Below are 17,160 nucleotides of genomic sequence, written 5' to 3' on the forward strand. Positions count from 1 at the left end.
TAGTTACCGCCGCGTAGGCCGGCCGCGGACGTTCGCGGCGGCAGGCGTCCGCGACGGACACCCCCGCAGCAGCATCCGAGTGAGGACGGCCATGACGCATTCGTTCAAGGGACAGGTAGCGCTGGTCACCGGCGCCAGCCGGGGAATCGGGCTCGGCATCGCCCGCGAGCTGGTGGAGCGCGGCGCCCAGGTCTGCGTCACCGCCCGGACGCCCGAGCCGCTCGCCGAGGCGGTGCGCGAGCTGGGCGGTGCGGAGCACGCGATCGCGGTGGCCGGCAAGGCCGACGACCCGGCCCACCAGCAGGACGCGGTCGCCCGCACCACGGAGGCCTTCGGCCGGCTCGACCTGCTGGTCAACAACACCGGGATCAACCCGGTGTTCGGGCCGGTGCTGGAGACCGATCCGGCCGCCGCGGCGAAGATCCTCACCGCGAACGTGCTCGGCCCGCTGGCCTGGACCCGGCTGGCGCACGCCGCCTGGATGCGCGAGCACGGCGGCGCGGTCGTCAACGTCTCCTCGGTCGCCGGGCTGCGCAATTCGCCCGGGATCGGCATGTACGGGGTCAGCAAGGCGGCGCTGTCCCGGCTCACCATGGAGCTGGCGGGCGAGCTGGGCCCGCGGATCCGGGTCAACGCGGTGGCGCCGGCGGTGGTCAAGACCCGCTTCGCCGAGGCGCTCTACCTGGACCGGGAGGAGGAGGTCGCGGTGGCGTACCCGCTGAAGCGGCTCGGCGTGCCGGCGGACGTCGCGGGAGCGGTGGCCTTCCTGCTGTCGGACGAGGCGGCCTGGATCACCGGGCAGACCCTGGTGGTGGACGGTGGCGTGACGCTGGGTGGCGGGTTTTGAGCGCGGGGGGAGTGGACGCCGGCTTCAGTGCAGTCGGGGCGCGGGTGGTGGTCACCGGTGCCGGGCGCGGGATCGGGGCCGCGCTGGCCACTGCCTTCGCGTCGGCGGGCGCCCGGGTGGTGGTCAACGACCTCGACCCGGAGGCGGCCGCCGGGACCGCGGCGGGGATCGGCGCACTCGCGGTGCCCGGCGACGCGGCGAGCCGGGCGGGCGTCGCCGCGCTGATCGAGGCGGCCCGGACCCAGTTGGGCGGGATCGACGTCTTCTGCGCCAACGCCGGGGTCGCACCCACCGGTGGCGCGGACGCCCCGGGGCGGGCCTGGGAGTCCGCCTGGGAGGTGAACGTGCTCGCCCACGTCCGGGCCGCCGAGCTGCTGCTGCCGGAGTGGTTGGAGCGCGGTGGCGGGCGGTTCGTGGCCACCGTGTCGGCGGCGGGGCTGCTCACCATGCTCGGCTCGGCGCCGTACGCGGTCACCAAGCACGGCGCGCTGGCCTTCGCCGAGTGGCTCTCCGCGACCTACCGGCACCGCGGTGTGCGTGTACACGCACTCTGTCCGCAGGGGGTGCGGACCCGGATCCTGGCGGAGTCCGGCGAGGTCGGCCAGGCCCTGCTGGCGGCGGACGCGCTGGAGCCGGAGGAGGTGGCGCGGTCGGTGCTGCGGGCGCTGGCGGAGGAACGGTTCCTGATCCTGCCGCACCCCGCGGTGGCCGACTACTACGCGGCCCGGGCCACCGACCCGGACCGCTGGCTCGGGGCGATGAACCACCTGCAGCAGAAGATCGTCGAGGCACGCGACGTCGAGGCACGGGACTGAGGACTGGTCGGTATGAAGGCTTGGCAGGTAGGCGAGTTGGGGTTGCCGCGGGACGTGATGCGGCTGGCCGAGGACGTCCCGGTGCCCGAGCCGGGGCCGGGGCAGCTGCTGGTCCGGGTGCGGGCGGCGGCGGTCAACTTCCCGGACGCGCTGATGTGTCTCGGCATGTACCAGGTGAAGCCGCCGCTGCCGTTCACCCCGGGCGTCGAGCTGTGCGGTGAAGTCCTCTCGGGGGAGGGGGTCCCCCCGGCCGGGGGCTGGGGGAGGGTGATCGGGAATCCGGTGCTGCCCGGCGGGGCGTTCGCCGAGTACGCGTTGCTGGACGCCGGCTCCGCCTTCCCGGCGCCCGCCGCCCTGGACGACGCCGAGGCCGCTGCGCTGCACATCGGTTACCAGACCGCCTGGTTCGGGCTGCACCGGCGGGCCGCGCTGCGGGCCGGGGAGACGCTGCTGGTGCACGCCGCGGCCGGCGGGGTGGGCAGCGCGGCCGTGCAGCTCGGCAGGGCGGCCGGGGCGCGGGTGATCGGTGTCGTGGGTGGTGCCGAGAAGGCCTCGGTGGCACGGGAGTTGGGTGCCGACGTGGTGATCGACCGGAAGTCGGAGGACTTCGTGGCGACGGTCAAGGAGGCCACGGGCGGACGCGGGGCGGATGTGGTCTTCGACCCGGTGGGTGGTGACGCCTATGCCGGTTCGACCCGGTGCGTCGCCTTCGAGGGGCGGATCGTGGTGGTCGGCTTCGCCAGTGGGACCATCCCGACGCCCGCGCTCGGGCATGCGCTGGTGAAGAACTACTCGGTACTGGGCCTGCACTGGGGCCTCTACAACACCAAGGACCCGCAGTCGGTGCGGACCGCCCACGAGGAGCTGAGCAAGCTGGCCGAGGCGGGCGTGATCCGGCCGCTGGTGAGCGAGCGACTGCCGTTCGACCAGGCGGCGGACGGTGTCCAGCGGGTCGCGGAGGGCGGCACGACGGGGCGGGTCGTGGTGCTCGTCTGACGGTCCGCCGGGCCCGAACGCCGTCCGCCTCCGCCGCCGCGTCGTCGTTCGGGCCGGCCGGGAGTGGATCGGCAGGCGCCTTGCCGGCCCCTGCTCCGAACGGTCGGGCCGGTCTGGCCGGTCTGGCCGGTCGGGCCGGTCTGGCTGGTCAGGCCGGGAGATCCGTCAACCCGGCGAGCAGGGACCGGTGGTGCCCCGGGGTGCCGAGGGCGAGCTGATCGGCCTTGGCACGCTTCAGGTAGAGGTGGGCCGGGTGCTCCCAGGTCATCCCGATCCCACCGTGCAGCTGGACGCACTCCTCGGCGGCCCGGACCGCCACCGCGCCGCAGTGTGCCTGGGCGACCGCCACGGCGATCGCGGTGTCGGGGGAGAGGACGGTGGCGGTGACGGTCTCGGCGGCCAGGGCGTCGGCCGCGTGGCGGGCCGCCGCGCGGGCGCCGGTCAGTTGCAGCCAGAGGTCGGCCAGCCGGTGCTTGAGCCCTTGGAACGAGCCGACCGGACGGTTGAACTGCCGGCGCTCGCGCAGGTATCCGACCGTTTCGGCCAGGCACCACTCGGCGATGCCCAGCTGTTCGGAGGCGAGCAGGCCGGCTCCGGCCTGTAGGGTGCGCTCCAACACGGCCGGTTCATCAGCCAGTTGGCGGGCCGGAGCGCGGTCCAGCAGCACATCGGCGAGTGGGCGGGTCAGGTCCAGCGAGCGGCGCGGTTCGATCGTGCAGCCGCCCGCCGCCGGCTCGACCACGAAGAGTGCGCCGCCCTCGGCGGGGACCACCAGCAGGTCGGCCGAGCGGGCGTCGGCCACCGAGGTGACCCGTCCGCTCAGCGTGCCGTCCGGGTCCCGCCGCACCGACGGGGTGAACGGGCGCCCCGGCGCGGTGGAGAGCGGGACGGCCAGACTGCCGGTCCGTGTCCCGTCGGCGAGGTCGGCCACCGCCGGATCACCCGCCGCCAGCAGCGCGGTGGTGGCCAGCACGGCACTGCCGAGGAACGGCACCGGCGCCACCGAGCGCCCCAACTCCTCCAGCACCACGGCGGTCTCGCGCACCGAGGCGCCCGCGCCACCGAGCGCCTCGGGCACCGGCAGCCCGGCCGTGCCGAGGTCGGCCGCCAGGGTCCGCCAGAGCGCCGGGTCGTGAACGTCCGGTGCCTCGATCCGGGCCAGCGTCACGGCGGCCGGGCTGTGGTCGGCGAGCAGTGCGCGCACACTGGCCCGCAGTTCCTCCTCGACCTCCGAGTAGAGCAGGTTCATCGCGCCAGATCCTTCCAGGGGACGTCCTTGTCGGTGCGCGGCTCGGGTGGGAGGCCCAGCACCCGCTCGGCGATGATGTTGCGCAGGATCTCCGAGCTGCCGCCCTCGATGGAGTTCCCCTTGGCCCGCAGGTAGCGGTAGCCGGCCTCGCGGCCGTTGAAGTCCACCAGTTCGGGCCGGACCATCGTCCAGTCATCGTAGGAGAGGCCCTCCTCACCGCTGAGTTCGACCTCGAAACCGGTCAACTCCTGGGCCAGCCGAGCGAATCCGAGCTTGGTGCCGGCGCCCTCCGGGCCCGGCTGGCCGGCCGCCAGCTGCTGGCGCAGCCGCTCGCCGGTCAGCCGCAGCACCTCGGCGTCCACCCAGTGCTGGAGCAGCCGCTGGTGGAGTTCGGGGGTGCGCAACTCGGGGCGCTCGCGCCAGGTTTCGGCGACGATGCCGATCAGGCCACCCTCGCGGGGCGTCCGCTGGCCGCCGATGGAGACCCGTTCGTTGTTGAGCGTGGTCTGCGCGACCTGCCAGCCCTCGCCGACCGGGCCCAGCCGGTCGCCGTCGGGGATCCGCACGCCGGTCAGGAAGACCTCGTTGAACTCGGCCTCGCCGGTGATCTGGCGCAGTGGGCGGACCTCGACCCCGGGGTCGGTCATGTCGCAGACGAAGTAGGTGATGCCCCGGTGCTTGGGGACGGTGGGGTCGGTGCGGGCGATCAGGATGGCCCAGCGGGCGGTGTGGGCGGAGGAGGTCCACACCTTCTGGCCGTCCACCGTCCAGACGTCGTCGGGGCCGAGGGCCGCGCGGGTGGCCAGGGCGGCGAGGTCGGAGCCGGCGCCGGGCTCGCTGAAGAGCTGGCACCAGACCTCCTCGCCGGTCCAGAGCGGGCGCAGCAGGCGGAACTTCTGCTCCTCGGTGCCGTAGCGCAGGATGGTCGGCGCGGCCATGCCGAGGCCGATACCGATCCGGCGCGGGTCGTTGTCGGGCGCACCGGCCGCGGCCAGTTGGGCGTCCACGACGGCTTGCAGCGCGCGTGGGGCGCCGAGGCCGCCGAGCCCGACAGGGAAGTGCACCCAGGCCAGGCCGGCGTCGAAGCGGGCGCGCAGGAAGTCGAGGGGCGCGGTGCTCGCGGGCGGGTGGGCCGAGAGCAGTGCTCGCGTTCGAGAGCGGAGCTCTTCGACGCTGGGAGGGGCGGTGGGGGCGGCAGTCGAGGAGAGCGGTGCTCGTGTTTGTGAGCGGTGCTCTCGAGCGAGGGCGGAGGCCTCCTGAGAGAGTGGTGCTTCTTTTTGAGAGCGGTGCTCTCCCGCAGCGGCCGGGTCGGTGCTCACCCGCGCACCCCCTCGTACTTGCGCAGTTCGCGGCGGGCCAGTGAGCGGCGGTGTACCTCGTCGGGGCCGTCGGCCAGCCGGAGGGTGCGGTTGCCGGCCCAGAGGTGGGCGAGCGGGGTGTCCTGGCTGACCCCCGCCGCGCCGTGCGCCTGGACGGCCTTGTCGAGGATCCACTCGACGGTCTGCGGGACCACGATCTTGATGGCCTGGATCTCGGTGTGCGCTCCGCGGTTGCCCACGGTGTCCATCAGCCACGCGGTCTTCAGCACCAGCAGCCGCGCCTGCTCGATCCGCACCCGGGACTCGGCGATCCAGTCCCGCACCACGCCCTGCGCGGCCAACGGCTTGCCGAAGGCGACCCGCTCGGTCGCCCGCCGGCACATCAGCTCCAGTGCCCGCTCGGCGATCCCGATCGCCCGCATGCAGTGGTGGATCCGTCCCGGTCCCAGCCGGGCCTGGGCGATGGCGAAACCGGAGCCCTCCGCGCCGATCAGGTTCGCGGCCGGCACCCGGACGTCCTCGAAGAGCACCTCGGCGTGGCCCCCGTGGTCCCGGTCGTCGTAGCCGAAGACGGTCATGCCGCGCTCGACGGTCACCCCCGGAGCGTCCCGCGGCACCAGGACCATCGACTGCTGGCGGCGCGGGTCGGCGGTCGGGTCGGTCTTGCCCATCACGATGAAGATCCGGCAGTTCGGGTTCATCGCCCCGGTGATGTACCACTTGCGGCCGTTGACGACGTACTCGTCGCCGACGCGCTCGATCCGGGTCTCGATGTTGCTCGCGTCCGAGGAGGCGACGTCGGGTTCGGTCATCGCGAAGGCCGAGCGGATCTCACCCGCGAGCAGCGGCTCCAGCCACTGCTTGCGCTGCGCCTCGTCGCCGAACTCGGCGAGCAGCTCCATGTTCCCGCTGTCCGGGGCCGCGCAGTTGACCGCCGCGGGGGCCAACTGGATGCTCCGGCCGGTGAGTTCGGCGAGCGGGGCGTACTGGAGGTTGGTCAGGCCGGCGCCCAGGTCCCCGGGGAGGAAGAGGTTCCACAGGCCCTGTCGCCGGGCCTCCTGCTGGAGTTCGCCGATGATCGGCGGGGTCGCCCACCGCTCCCGCGCGGGGTCGGCGAGTTGGGCGTCCAGCACCGGCTCGGCCGGGTGGACGTGCTGCTCCAGGAAGGCGGTGAGCTGTTCGCGCAGCCGCTCGGTGCGGGCGTCGTAACCGAAGTCCATCTCTCTCAGCTCTCCTTGAGGGCGGTCAGGCCGTGCTCGACGAAGCGCGGGACCAGCTCGCCGACCCGGTCGAAGCCGGCGCCGACGGTACGGCCCTGGCTGTAGCGGAAGTGGATCCCCTCCAGCACCACGGCGAGCTTGAACGAGGCGAACGCGACGTACCAGGGCACCGCCGAGACGTCCCGGCCGGAGCCCCGCGCGTAGCGGTCGACCAGTCCGGCGCTGGACGGGAAGCCCGGCGCGAGCGCCACGCCCGGGATCACCCCGGCGAAGCGGCCGGCCAGCTGGGTGTACATCACCAGCAGGCCGAGGTCGGTGAGCGGGTCGCCGAGGGTGGACATCTCCCAGTCCAGCACGGCGGTGATCCGGTCGTCCGGACCGATCAGCACGTTGTCCAGCCGGTAGTCGCCGTGGAGCAGGGTCGGGGCGGGGGATTCCGGCAGGGTGGCGGCCAACTGGGCGGCCAGCTCGTCGATCCCCGGCACCTCCCGGCTCCGGGAGGCCGCCAACTGCTTGCCCCAGCGCTGGACCTGGCGGGCGAGGAAGCCCTCGGGGCGCCCGAAGTCGGCCAGCTCGACCTCCCGCGGGTCGATGGCGTGCAGCGCGACCAGGGTGTCCACCAGGTGGTCGGCCAGCGCCCGGACCCGTTCCGGTCCGAGCGCCGCCAGCTCCGCGCTGCTGCGGTGCGCGGTGCCGGGCACGAACTCCATCAGGTAGAACGGCGCGCCGATCACCTCGGAGTCGGTCACCAGCCGCACCGTGCGCGGGACCGGGACCGACGAGCCGTGCAGCGCCGTGAGCACCCGGTACTCGCGGGTCATGTCGTGCGCGGTGGCCAGCACGTGTCCCAGTGGGGGCCGGCGCAGCACCCACCGCTCGGTGCCGTCGGTGAGCCGGTAGGTCAGGTTGGAGCGGCCGCCCTCGATCAACTCGGCCCGGAGCGGGCCGGCCCCCAGGTGGTCGGCGAGTCGCTGGAGGTCGAGCCCGGGGGGATTGTCGGTCATGGTGTCCTCACGAAGAGTGCCCGCACGAAGATGACTAAGCGCTTGCTTAGCTTCATGCCGGCGAGGCGGGATGTCAACGGGCGGCACGAACGCGCGAGCCGCGGCCGCCTGGGTGGCGGACGCGGCCCGGAGCGGGCGGGAGGAGGCTCAGTGGCCGTCGGAGCGGCGGCGGTGCAGCACGAAGCTCTCCAGTGGGCTGATCGTCCCGTCCGGCTGGGCGACCGTGTAGTACGTGACGTGGATGCTGGTGGTCGCGCCCGGCCCGCTGCCCGGGTCCACGGTGAACGCCGCGAAGCCGTACGAGTGGTCCAGGTCGCGTACGCCCACCCAGGGCGCGTCCTCGTACACGTACACCGGCGGCCGCTTGCCGCCCGCGGCCACCGGACCGACCCCGGTGATCACCTTGGCCCTGGCCGGGGCGAAGAACTTGCCGTTGGTCGGCGAGGAGGTGCCGCCACCGCCGAGCACCATGTGCACGGTGCCCTGCGAGGTGTCGATCAGGTCGGTCGCGCCGGAGACCGGCGCCGGGGTGAGCGTCTCGGAGCCGGCGACCGTGCCGCGCACCGCCAGCGAGCGCTCGTAGTTGTGCTCGTGCCCGCAGACCACCAGGTCGACCTGGTAGCGGTCGAAGAGCGGGCCCCACTGCTCGCGCACGCCCCGGTCGGCGCCGTTGGCGTCCGAGGAGCTCACCACCACCTGGTGCATGCAGACCACCACCCAGTCGATCGACCGGTCGGCCCGGGCCCTGCGCAGGTCCTGCTCCAGCCAGGCCCGTTGGGCGCCGCCGCTGTAGCCGTGCACGTAGGCGTCGCCGCCGTCCTGGTAGGCGACGTCGTCGTTCTGCAGCACCACCACATGCACCGAGCCGACCGTGAACGAGTACCAGAGCCCGGCGAACTCGCTGTCGCCGCCGTTGTCGGGCAGGTCGAAACGGGTCTGGAAGGCGGAGAAACCGATCGGTCCGTTGGCCTTCTCGTTCTCGTGGTTGCCCGCGGCCGGCATCCACGGGCGGTAGCGGGCCGAGCGGGTGTTGTTGGCGAAGAAGCCCTGCCAGGTGCGCAGTCGGTCCGGGCTGATGTTGGCGTAGCAGAGGTCGCCGTTCAGCAGGTGGAAGAGCGGGTCCAGCTGCTCGATCCCGGCCACGATGTCCGCCGAGGCGGGGGAGGCGATCCCGCTGGGCACCACCGTGAAGTCGCCCTTGCCGTCCGGCTGCCAGGTGGTGTCCGGCACCGCCTGGTCGCCGAAGCTGGTGAAGGTGAAGGCCTGCCGGCCCTGGGTCGCGGTGCGGAAGGTGCCGGCGTCCGGGCGGCCGCCGTCGTGCAGCGCCGCGTAGGTGTAGTAGCTGCCGGGGTGGAGGTTCCGCATCCGGGCGTGGTGGGTGTAGACGGTCCGGTTGCTGACGCCGTCGGTGTAGGTGCGGGTCTCGGCGGCCACGGTCCGGCCGAAGCCGCCGTCCAGCGAGCCGAGTCGGAGTCGGGGGTTGCGCACCGGGCCGTCGGTGGTCCAGGAGGCGGTCATCTCCCGGGACGGGTCGGCGCCGAAGGTCAGGTGCAGCCCCTCGACGGCGGGGGCACCGAGTGCCTCCGGCCGGGTGAGCAGCAGTGGCGAGCCCTGGCCACCGGCGCCGTCCGCCGCGTCCGCCGGGCCGGCGGTCAGCAGCGGCGCCGCGGTCAGCGCGCCGCCCACCCCGGCCAGCCGCAGCGCGGTGCGACGGCTCACGCCGTTCGCGTCACTCCCCTGGTCGGCACCGCCGTTGATGGCACTGTCCACGCGGAATCTCCTCACAGCTCTGGTGATATGACGGCCGCTCAGGCTAGGGGTGCCGCCCGCCGAACCGGTGAACGGTGTCGGACGCCGTCCTGAACGGTTACAGTGGGACCCATGCGCACTCTGCTGCTCCCGCTCAGCTGGTGGCCGTCCTAGGACGGCTGCGCATTTCCCATGCCCTGGGCCGTCCGGTTGGACGGCCCTCTTGCTTGCTCCACTGCACGGGTCCGCCGGACGGCCGACCCACACCGGAGGAGAAGCCCCGATGACGCTGCCCAACCCGGCCCCGTCGCACGCCACCCGCGCCGCCCGGACCGCCCTCGCCCGTCCCGCCGTGCCCCGGACCGCCGCGGAGCTGCCCCGGGTGCTGACCGGCGACCGCCCGACCGGTCCCCTCCATCTCGGCCACTACTTCGGCAGCCTGCTGAACCGCCTGCGGCTGCAGTCCGAGGGTGCCGAGCTGTTCATCGTGATCCCGGACTACCAGGTGCTCACCGACCGCGACACGGCCGATCAACTACCTTTCTTCGTCGAGGAGTTGATGGTCGACTACCTGGCCCTCGGGCTGGATCCGGAACGTACCGTGATCTTCCGGCACAGTGCGGTGCCCGCCCTCAACCAGCTGCTGCTGCCCTTCCTCAGCCTGGTCAGCGTGGCCGAACTGCACCGCAATCCGACGGTCAAGGACGAGATCGCGCACTCCCGACAGGCCGGCGTGAGCGGCCTGATGCTCACCTACCCGGTGCACCAGGCCGCCGACATCCTGTTCTGCAAGGCCGGGATCGTCCCGGTCGGCCAGGATCAGCTGCCCCACCTGGAGGCCACCCGGACCATCGCCCGCCGCTTCAACGCCCGCTACGGCAACGGCGGTCCACCGGTCTTCCCGATCCCGGAGGCGCTCCTCTCGGCCGCCCCGCTGCTGCTCGGCACGGACGGCGGCAAGATGAGCAAGAGCCGTGGCAACGCCATCGCGCTCGGCGCGGACGAGGACGAGACCGCCCGGCTGCTGCGCGGCGCCAAGACCGACGCCGACCGCCGGATCCGCTACGACCCGGCCGGTCGCCCGGAGGTGTCCAGGCTGCTGCTGCTGGCCGCGCTCTGTCAGGGCCGCGACCCGCACACGGTGGCCGCCGAGATCGGCGACGCGGGGGCCAGTCGGCTTAAGGCGGTGGTCACCGAGGCGGTCAACGAGCACCTGCGCCCGTTCCGGGCCCGCCGTGCCGCGCTCGCCGCCGACCGCGCCCACCTGCGTGCCGTCCTCTCCCGCGGGAACGAGCGGGCCCGCGAGATCGCCGACGCCACGCTGGCCGAGGTCAACGCCGCGATGGGGATGGCCTAGCGGAGGGCGGCCCGCTCGGCGGCCTCGTCCGCCGGCTCGTCCGCCGGGCTTGGACGAAGCTCCAAGGGTGTAGCGGTCTACAGATTGTGGAACCGGATCTCTTGACGAGGGGAGGCGGGGTTTCTAGATTTCCTGCAACACGAAATTGTTGTTCCGAGATGCGGAATCCCCTGTGCCCGGATGGCAAGGTCGTGCGCACAGCAGCACCCAGCAGCAGCCCAGCAGGAGCTCATGGACCGGACCCGTTCGCCGCGGGTGCCGGAGGTGGGCGGCCCCCACCGCCGCCCACCAGGGTCGTCCCAGCGTCACCGTGCACCGTCCCAGCACTTCGGTCGTCGTGCCCGGACCCGAAGCCGCCAGCGGTGGGCTGCCCCGGTCGGCCGGGCCGGCCCGCCGTCCGCCCGACGCCGTCTCAGTGCCGAGGTGGCGTCAGATGTGGAGGACCACCCATGCGCCGTCACGACCCGGAGCAGCCCGCGCACCCGGTCGACCAGCTGCTGCCACCCGGCCGGATGGCCGCGGTCGCGCTGCAGCACGTGGCCAGCATGTACGCCGGGGTCGCCGCGCCACCGCTGATCATCGGCGGTGCGGCCGGCCTGACGCCCGCCCAGCTGACCACGCTGCTCGCCGCCACCCTCTTCGTCGCGGGCATCGCCACGTTGCTGCAGACCCTGGGGTTCTGGCGGGTCGGGTCGCGGCTGCCGTTCGTCAACGGCGTCTCGTTCGCGACCGTCTCGCCGATCCTGGCCGTGCTGGCGGCCCGCAAGGGCGCCGCGCTGCCGCTGATCCTCGGCTCGACCATGGTCGCCGGGGTCTGCTGCTTCCTGCTGGCACCGGCCTTCTGCCGGTTGGTCAGGTTCTTCCCGCCGGTGGTCAGCGGGACGGTGATCACGCTGATCGGGGTCTCGCTGCTTCCGGTGGCGGGCAACTGGGCGCAGGGCGGTGACGCGACCTCGAAGAGCTACGGTTCGCCGGTCAACCTCGGGCTGGCCGCCTTCACGCTGCTCACCGTGCTCTTGCTGAACCGCTTCCTGACCGGATTCCTGCAGCGGATCTCGATCCTGATCGGCCTGCTGCTCGGCACGCTGGTGGCGATCCCGCTGGGCCGGGTGGACTTCCACACCCTGCGCAGCCTGCCGGTCTTCGAGCTGCCGCACCCGTTCGCCTTCGGCGCCCCGCGGTTCGAGGTCTCCTCGATCGTCGCCATGCTGGTGGTGATGGTGGTGTCGATGACCGAGTCCACCGCCGACATGATCGCGCTCGGCGAGGTGGTGGAGCGCCCGGCCGACGCCCGGACGATCGCCGGCGGCCTGCGGGCCGACGGCCTGGCCAGCGCGCTCGGCGGGGTCTTCGGCACCTTCATCTGCTCGGCCTTCGCGCAGAACATCGGCCTGGTGGCGCTGACCCGGATCCGCAGCCGGTTCGTGGTCGCGCTCGGCGGCGGGCTGCTGGTCGTGATGGGTCTGCTGCCGGTGGTCGGTGGTCTGGTCGCGCTGGTTCCGCAACCGGTGCTGGGCGGGGCCGGAGTGGTGCTCTTCGGCACGGTGGCGGTGGCCGGCATCCGGACGCTGGGCCGGGCCGACCTGAGCGTCGGCTCGAACGCGGTGATCGTCGCGGTGAGCCTGGCCTTCGGGATCTTCCCGATCGCCTACCCGGGCATCTACCACGCCCTGCCGCAGCAGGTCGCCACCATCCTCAGCTCGGGCATCTCGGCCGGCTGCCTGCTGGCGGTGACGCTGAACCTGCTCTTCAACCACGTCGGCCGGGGGCGGGAGGTGCCACCGGCGTACGTCCCGCAGGCCCAGATCGAGGCGCTGGGCCGGGTCGGACGGCTGGGCGAGCCGGCTGCCTGAGCCCGCCCCGGGTCACGGCCGGCCGGTCCCGCGGAACCGGCCGGCCTTGGGCCGACCGTCAGGCGTCCTCGCGGTCCCGGTCCATCGGGAAGCGGACGTTCATCCGCGCCGGGCCGCCGCCTCCGCGCGGAGCTGCTTGAGACGGGTCACGTCGGAGCGGTGGCCGAAGCCGGGGGCCGCGCTGCGGTCCGGGGTCTCCAGGATCAGCGGGACGCCCGCGGTGGCGGGGTGGGCGAAGAGGTCGCGGAACGGGTCGGCGCCGATGTGGCCGTCGCCGATGTTGGCGTGCCGGTCCTTGCGGGCGCCGACCACGTCCTTGGAGTCGTTGGCGTGGATCAGCCGCAGCCGGCCCGGGCCGATCGCGGTCTCCAGCAGGTCCAGCGCCTCGGCCACCCCGCCGGGCGCGGCCAGGTCGTGGCCGGCGGCGAAGGCGTGGCAGGTGTCCAGGCAGACCCCGACCCGGGGGTGGTGGTCCAGCGCCTCGGCGTACTCGGCGAGTTGCTCCAGCCGGGAGCAGAGCGAGCGGCCCTGGCCGGCGGTGGGCTCCAGCAGCAGCCAGGGCACGTCGTCGCCGAGCCGGTCCAGCTCCTCCAGCAGCGGCCGGACGTCGGCGCGCACCTGGGCCATCGCCTCGGCGTAACGGGAGCCGCCGTCCGGCGCGGTGCCGACCGCCGAGCCGGTGTGCACCACCACGCCCAGCGCGCCGATCGCGTGCCCGCGCAGCAGCGAATGGCGCAGCGAGTCGGTGGAGCGCCGGCGGGTCTCGGCGTTGTCCGAGCCGAAGTTGATCAGGTACGGCGCGTGCACGTAGGCCGGGACCGCCCGCTCGGCGCAGGCCGCCCGGAACGCGGCGTCCTGGGCCGGGTCACCGGGCGGGGTGGCCCAGCCGCGCGGGTTGGCGGTGAAGACCTGGACCGCCTCGCCGCCGATCCGCTCCGCGTACGCCAGCCCGGTGCCGACCAGCCCGCGCCCGGCGACCGGCACGTGCGCGCCGATCGGGTTGCGGCGGGCGGGGGAGAGCGGGGGGTCGGCGTCGTTCATGCCCACGAGCATAGGCAGCGCCCGGAAAAGCGACCGAGGCCGCCCCAAGCGGGGCGGCCTCGGCGCGGTGCGACGGCGGGCGTCAGCTCACGGTGTAGCTGTACGGGATCGCCGCCAGAACGGAACCGGTGGTACCGATCTGGTTGTTCGCGGTGACCACACCACCGGGCGCGGAGACCAGGTACAGCACGCCGGAGACGGTGCTGCCCTTGGCGCCGGTCGGGGTGATGGTGACCTGCAGTGAGCCGGTGGCACCCGGCTGGACGGTCACCGGGGTGACGGCCGGCGCGGTGGCGTTGAACGCCGCGGCGAACGGGTCACCGGTGCTGGAGGTCAGCGCCGGGTCGAACGCCAGGGTGTGCGCGGTCGCGGTGATGGTGGAGGTGCCGGCCGGCGCGCCCGAGTTCGGGAACGGGCCGATCTGCTGCACGTAGGTGCTCCAGAAGCCCGACACGATCGGCTGGCCGCCCGCGTTGGAGTCCTGCGCGACCGAGATGGTCGAGCCGTTCTGGGCCTGCTTCAGGTTGCCGAAGAGGTCGGGCGAACCGGCCGTGCCGTTGATCTCCAGCTGCGCCGGGGTGCTCGACGCGGCGACCGCGGTCAGCTTGTCGGTGCCCGGGGGCACGATGAAGCTGGGGACGGTCGAGGTCGGGCTGAGCGGCAGGTTGACCGTCCCGGAGGCGCCCTGCGGCACCAGCGGCAGGTCGACCTTGCTGTTCAGCCGGCCGTCGGCCTGGACCACCTGGGTCGCGCCGGTGTTGTTGGTGTAGGACACCGTCACCGTGGTCGCCTTGCCGGCGGCCAGCTTGGTCTTGCTGCTGTTCGGCAGGCCGGGGGCCGCGGCGCGGTCCTGGTCCAGGCCGATGGTGCCGTTGAACGGCTGGCTCAGCTCGGCGCCGCTGACCGGGTTGACGACCACCAGCACGAAGCGCCAGCGGCCGGCCGCCGGGTTGATCGCGGTGGCCGAGACGCCGGCCGCGGTGCCGGTGAGCGCGCCCTGCGCGTTGAGCAGCGCGTTGCTCTCGATGTCGACCGGGGTGCCGTCCGGGCTGATCAGCGAGCCCTGCAGCAGCACGTTCGAGTCCTGGCCGAGGGTCAGGCCGACCCGGAGGTCCTTGTGGCCCTTCGGCACGTCGAAGGCGTAGGTGAAGCTCTGCGCGGGGGAGGAGTCACGGGCGTTGCCGCCGGTGATGGTGCCGGTGAAGCTGCCGGTGTCACCGGAGACCGGAACCAGGGTGCGCAGGATGACCGGCACGCTGGTGGTGCGGCCGTTCGAGCTGGCGATGGTGACCGACTCGGAGCTGTCGCCGCTGGTGGTCGGGGTGGTCAGCTGCACGTGCAGGGTCTTGCTCTGACCCGGCGCCAGCGTGGTGACCTGCGGGCTCACCGCACCGGCCGGGACCGCCCGCTGGAACGAGGTGTCGAACAGGACCGGGCCGGTGAAGCCGTCGGTGCCGGCCGGGGTGTAGAAGATCGCCTTCCACTGGCCGGCGACCGGGTGCGGGACGTCCACGATGCCGAAGTTGGCCGAGACCGCGCCGCCCTGCGGACGGGTGTTGGTCTCGAACTTGCCGGACGGGTCGAGCAGGGTGAGCCGGACCACCGGGGTGACCGTGTTGCTGCCCGACTGCTGCGCCTTGCCCTGCCACGCTATCGACGCGGCGAGCCGGTCGGCGCCGGCCGGGACGGTGAACGTGACGTCGTGGTGCACCCAGGGCGCGCCGTTGGTCGCGTACGGGAACTGCGGGTCGGTGGACGAGTTCAGCGGCACGGTCTGCTGCGCGTCCGACAGCGGGGCGAAGGTGCGGGTGGCACCGCTGACGGTCTGCGGGCTGCTGCTGGTGTTGGCCACCGTGACGTCCGCGGTGTGGGTCGAGCCCGGCGTGCCGGTGATGTCCACCTGGCCGCTGGTGACCGCGACGGTGGAGCTGTTCTGGGCCGGGGCCTGGTAGCCACGGGCGGCCTCGACGGCGGCCCGGACGTCCAGCAGACCGGCGCCCTGCTCCTGGGCGGGCAGGCCGAGGTCGGTGGCGGTGCCGGTGAGGAACGCCTTGACCAGGGCCGGGGTCGGCGAGGCGCCGTGGTGCCCGTCACGGTAGGCCTGGATCACGTCGGCCGCCGCACCCGCGGTCAGCGGCGCGGCCTGGCTGGTACCGCCGAAGGGCTGGATCGGGCTGCCCTGGCCGTTGAAGTTGGTGCACTCGGTGTAGATGCTGATGTCCGCCGAGCAGAGCGCCCAGTCGGACTCACCCGGGGCCACCAGGTCGACGGTCTTGCCGCCCTGGGTGAAGCCGCCCGAGGAGAGCGCCGAGATGCGGTTGTTGTCCCAGGTCCCGTTGGAGAACTGGGCGGCCGCGTAACCGGTCTGGGCGTACGACTGGTTGTCGGTCGAGGCGCCGGCCGAGATCACCTTGGGGTCGGTGGACGGGGTGCCGATGGTCCCGTTGATACCCGCGTCGCCGCTGGAGACCGTGACGGTCACGCCGGCCGCGACGGCCTCGTCGTTGAAGAGCGAGATGGTGTCGTGCGCGCCGCTGTCCGGGGTCACGTTGCTGCCGAACGACTCGTTCAGCACGTCGACGTGGGCCACCGAGACGGCGTAGTCGATCGACTGCAGGATCGCCGAGTTCGGGAAGGTGGTGCCACCGGCCTTCAGCGCGACCAGCGAGGCGTCCGGCGAGATGCCCTGGATCCGGATGTTGCAGCCGGCCGGCAGCGGGTGGGTCGGGTTGACGAACTTCGACAGGTCGTAGCTCTCCCGGCCCTGCGCGATCATCGCCGAGGCGTCGCCGAAGGCCTCCGCCGCGCCGCTCGGCGCGAAGAAGCCGTCACCCGAGAAGTCCTTGTAGTCGACGACCGCGTGCGAGCCGTCGGGCCGGATGAAGTCCGGGTCGTTGGGGTCGAGGCCGTCCGCGATGTAGGCGACCTTGACGCCCTTGCCGGTGGCGATCTGGTCCGCGCCGGGGGAGGCCGCGGTGCTCGCGTCGTGCGTCGAGTAGAGCGCCTCGGGCTCCAGCAGGGGCTTGGAGGGGTCGCTCGGGCAGATCGCGCCCGGGTCCTGGGCGTCGTCCGCCTTCTTGGCGTCGGCGGGGGCGGCGGCGGCCTTGGCGCCGGCCGCCGGACCGGTGGCGGTGGTGGTGCCGGAGCTCGGCGGGGTCACGGTGACCGTCTGGTCCGGGACCACCTGGGCGACCGCCGGGTCGGCGGCGAGCTGGGCACGCAGCGCCGGGCTGACGGTCGCCGAGAAGGCGTTGCCGACCACGAAGCTCTTGACGTTGGTGCCACCGTTGGCCTTGACCTTGGCCAGCAGCGGGGCCTGCGAGGAGGCGGCCTGCTGCTTGCGCGCGTTCAGGTGTCCGGCGTCGGCCGGCGCGCTGGGGAGCTGGTTCTTCATAATCACGATCACCGCGCTCGGAGCGCCGCTGTCCGTGGCCGCGAGGGGCCCCGGGGCGGGGAGCGGAGCGCCGTTGGCACTGGTCCCGAAGGCCAGGACCAGGGAGGCGGCGGTGAGGGTGACGGCTGCTAGCTGCGGTTTGCGCCAGCCGATCATGAACATCCCTTCGTCTGATAAGACGTCAGGGGGCGTGTCAGAGCACACGTGCCGGGGTCGGACGCATGCATGCCTCTGGAACACCCGTCCCGACAAGCTCCCGCATTTCAGCGCATGGACGGGTGTTTGGACAAGGGGGTACGGGGCACGCGCGCGGGCG

The 17,160-nt window shown here is 73.1% G+C and carries 12 protein-coding genes; 5 read left to right on the plus strand and 7 right to left on the minus strand.

Features of this window, described 5'->3' with window-relative positions:
• Nucleotides 1-91: 91 nt before the first annotated feature.
• Genes ACZ38L_RS15755 through ACZ38L_RS15765 form a run of 3 tightly spaced genes read left to right on the plus strand, consistent with a single transcriptional unit; the run spans nt 92 to nt 2,658 of the window.
• Nucleotides 92-847 (plus strand): SDR family oxidoreductase, encoded by a 756-nt coding sequence (locus tag ACZ38L_RS15755; protein WP_465693225.1) that lies wholly within the window; start codon nt 92-94, stop codon nt 845-847.
• Entirely contained in the window at nt 844-1,662 is an 819-nt protein-coding gene (locus ACZ38L_RS15760; protein ID WP_465693227.1) for an SDR family oxidoreductase, read from the plus strand. Before ACZ38L_RS15755 ends, ACZ38L_RS15760 begins: the two co-directional genes overlap by 4 nt.
• A 12-nt stretch (nt 1,663-1,674) precedes the next feature.
• Nucleotides 1,675-2,658, plus strand: a complete 984-nt coding sequence (locus tag ACZ38L_RS15765) for an NADPH:quinone oxidoreductase family protein (protein ID WP_465693229.1) — start codon at nt 1,675-1,677, stop codon at nt 2,656-2,658.
• Nucleotides 2,659-2,806: 148 nt separating this feature from the next.
• Here ACZ38L_RS15765 and ACZ38L_RS15770 read toward each other — a convergent pair whose 3' ends face one another.
• From ACZ38L_RS15770 to ACZ38L_RS15790, 5 genes are all read right to left on the minus strand, one after another.
• A complete protein-coding gene (locus tag ACZ38L_RS15770) occupies nt 2,807-3,907 on the minus strand; it encodes an acyl-CoA dehydrogenase family protein (protein WP_465693231.1) in 1,101 nt (366 codons plus the stop codon).
• Nucleotides 3,904-5,049, minus strand: a complete 1,146-nt coding sequence (locus ACZ38L_RS15775) for an acyl-CoA dehydrogenase family protein (protein WP_465693362.1) — start codon at nt 5,047-5,049, stop codon at nt 3,904-3,906. Before ACZ38L_RS15775 ends, ACZ38L_RS15770 begins: the two co-directional genes overlap by 4 nt.
• 173 nt (nt 5,050-5,222) lie before the next feature.
• On the minus strand, nt 5,223-6,446 hold the full coding sequence (locus ACZ38L_RS15780) for an acyl-CoA dehydrogenase family protein (protein ID WP_465693233.1): 1,224 nt from the start codon (nt 6,444-6,446) through the stop codon (nt 5,223-5,225).
• 5 nt (nt 6,447-6,451) lie between these two features.
• The gene (locus ACZ38L_RS15785; RefSeq protein WP_465693235.1) at nt 6,452-7,450 is read right to left on the minus strand and encodes a phosphotransferase family protein; all 999 of its coding nucleotides are present in this window, start codon (nt 7,448-7,450) and stop codon (nt 6,452-6,454) included.
• Nucleotides 7,451-7,597: 147 nt separating this feature from the next.
• The gene (locus tag ACZ38L_RS15790) at nt 7,598-9,220 is read right to left on the minus strand and encodes a purple acid phosphatase family protein (protein ID WP_465693238.1); all 1,623 of its coding nucleotides are present in this window, start codon (nt 9,218-9,220) and stop codon (nt 7,598-7,600) included.
• Nucleotides 9,221-9,482: 262 nt separating this feature from the next.
• Here ACZ38L_RS15790 and trpS point away from each other — a divergent pair, with 262 nt between their 5' ends.
• Both trpS and ACZ38L_RS15800 read left to right on the plus strand, forming a co-directional pair.
• Complete coding sequence (trpS, locus tag ACZ38L_RS15795; RefSeq protein ID WP_465693240.1) at nt 9,483-10,556, plus strand: tryptophan--tRNA ligase; 1,074 nt, start codon at nt 9,483-9,485, stop codon at nt 10,554-10,556.
• A 449-nt stretch (nt 10,557-11,005) separates the two neighbouring features.
• On the plus strand, nt 11,006-12,409 hold the full coding sequence (locus ACZ38L_RS15800; RefSeq protein ID WP_465693242.1) for a nucleobase:cation symporter-2 family protein: 1,404 nt from the start codon (nt 11,006-11,008) through the stop codon (nt 12,407-12,409).
• A gap of 99 nt (nt 12,410-12,508) precedes the next feature.
• On the opposite strand, the gene ACZ38L_RS15805 is transcribed toward ACZ38L_RS15800, so the two are convergent.
• Together ACZ38L_RS15805 and ACZ38L_RS15810 are read right to left on the minus strand one after the other, a co-directional pair.
• The gene (locus ACZ38L_RS15805) at nt 12,509-13,450 is read right to left on the minus strand and encodes a deoxyribonuclease IV (RefSeq protein ID WP_465693244.1); all 942 of its coding nucleotides are present in this window, start codon (nt 13,448-13,450) and stop codon (nt 12,509-12,511) included.
• 82 nt (nt 13,451-13,532) lie between these two features.
• Nucleotides 13,533-17,006 carry a S8 family serine peptidase gene (locus ACZ38L_RS15810; RefSeq protein WP_465693246.1) on the minus strand — a complete coding sequence of 1,158 codons (3,474 nt, stop codon included), beginning with the start codon at nt 17,004-17,006 and terminating at the stop codon, nt 13,533-13,535.
• Between the last annotated feature and the right edge of the window lie 154 nt (nt 17,007-17,160).

It is taken from the genome of Kitasatospora sp. NPDC024654, assembly GCF_055559155.1.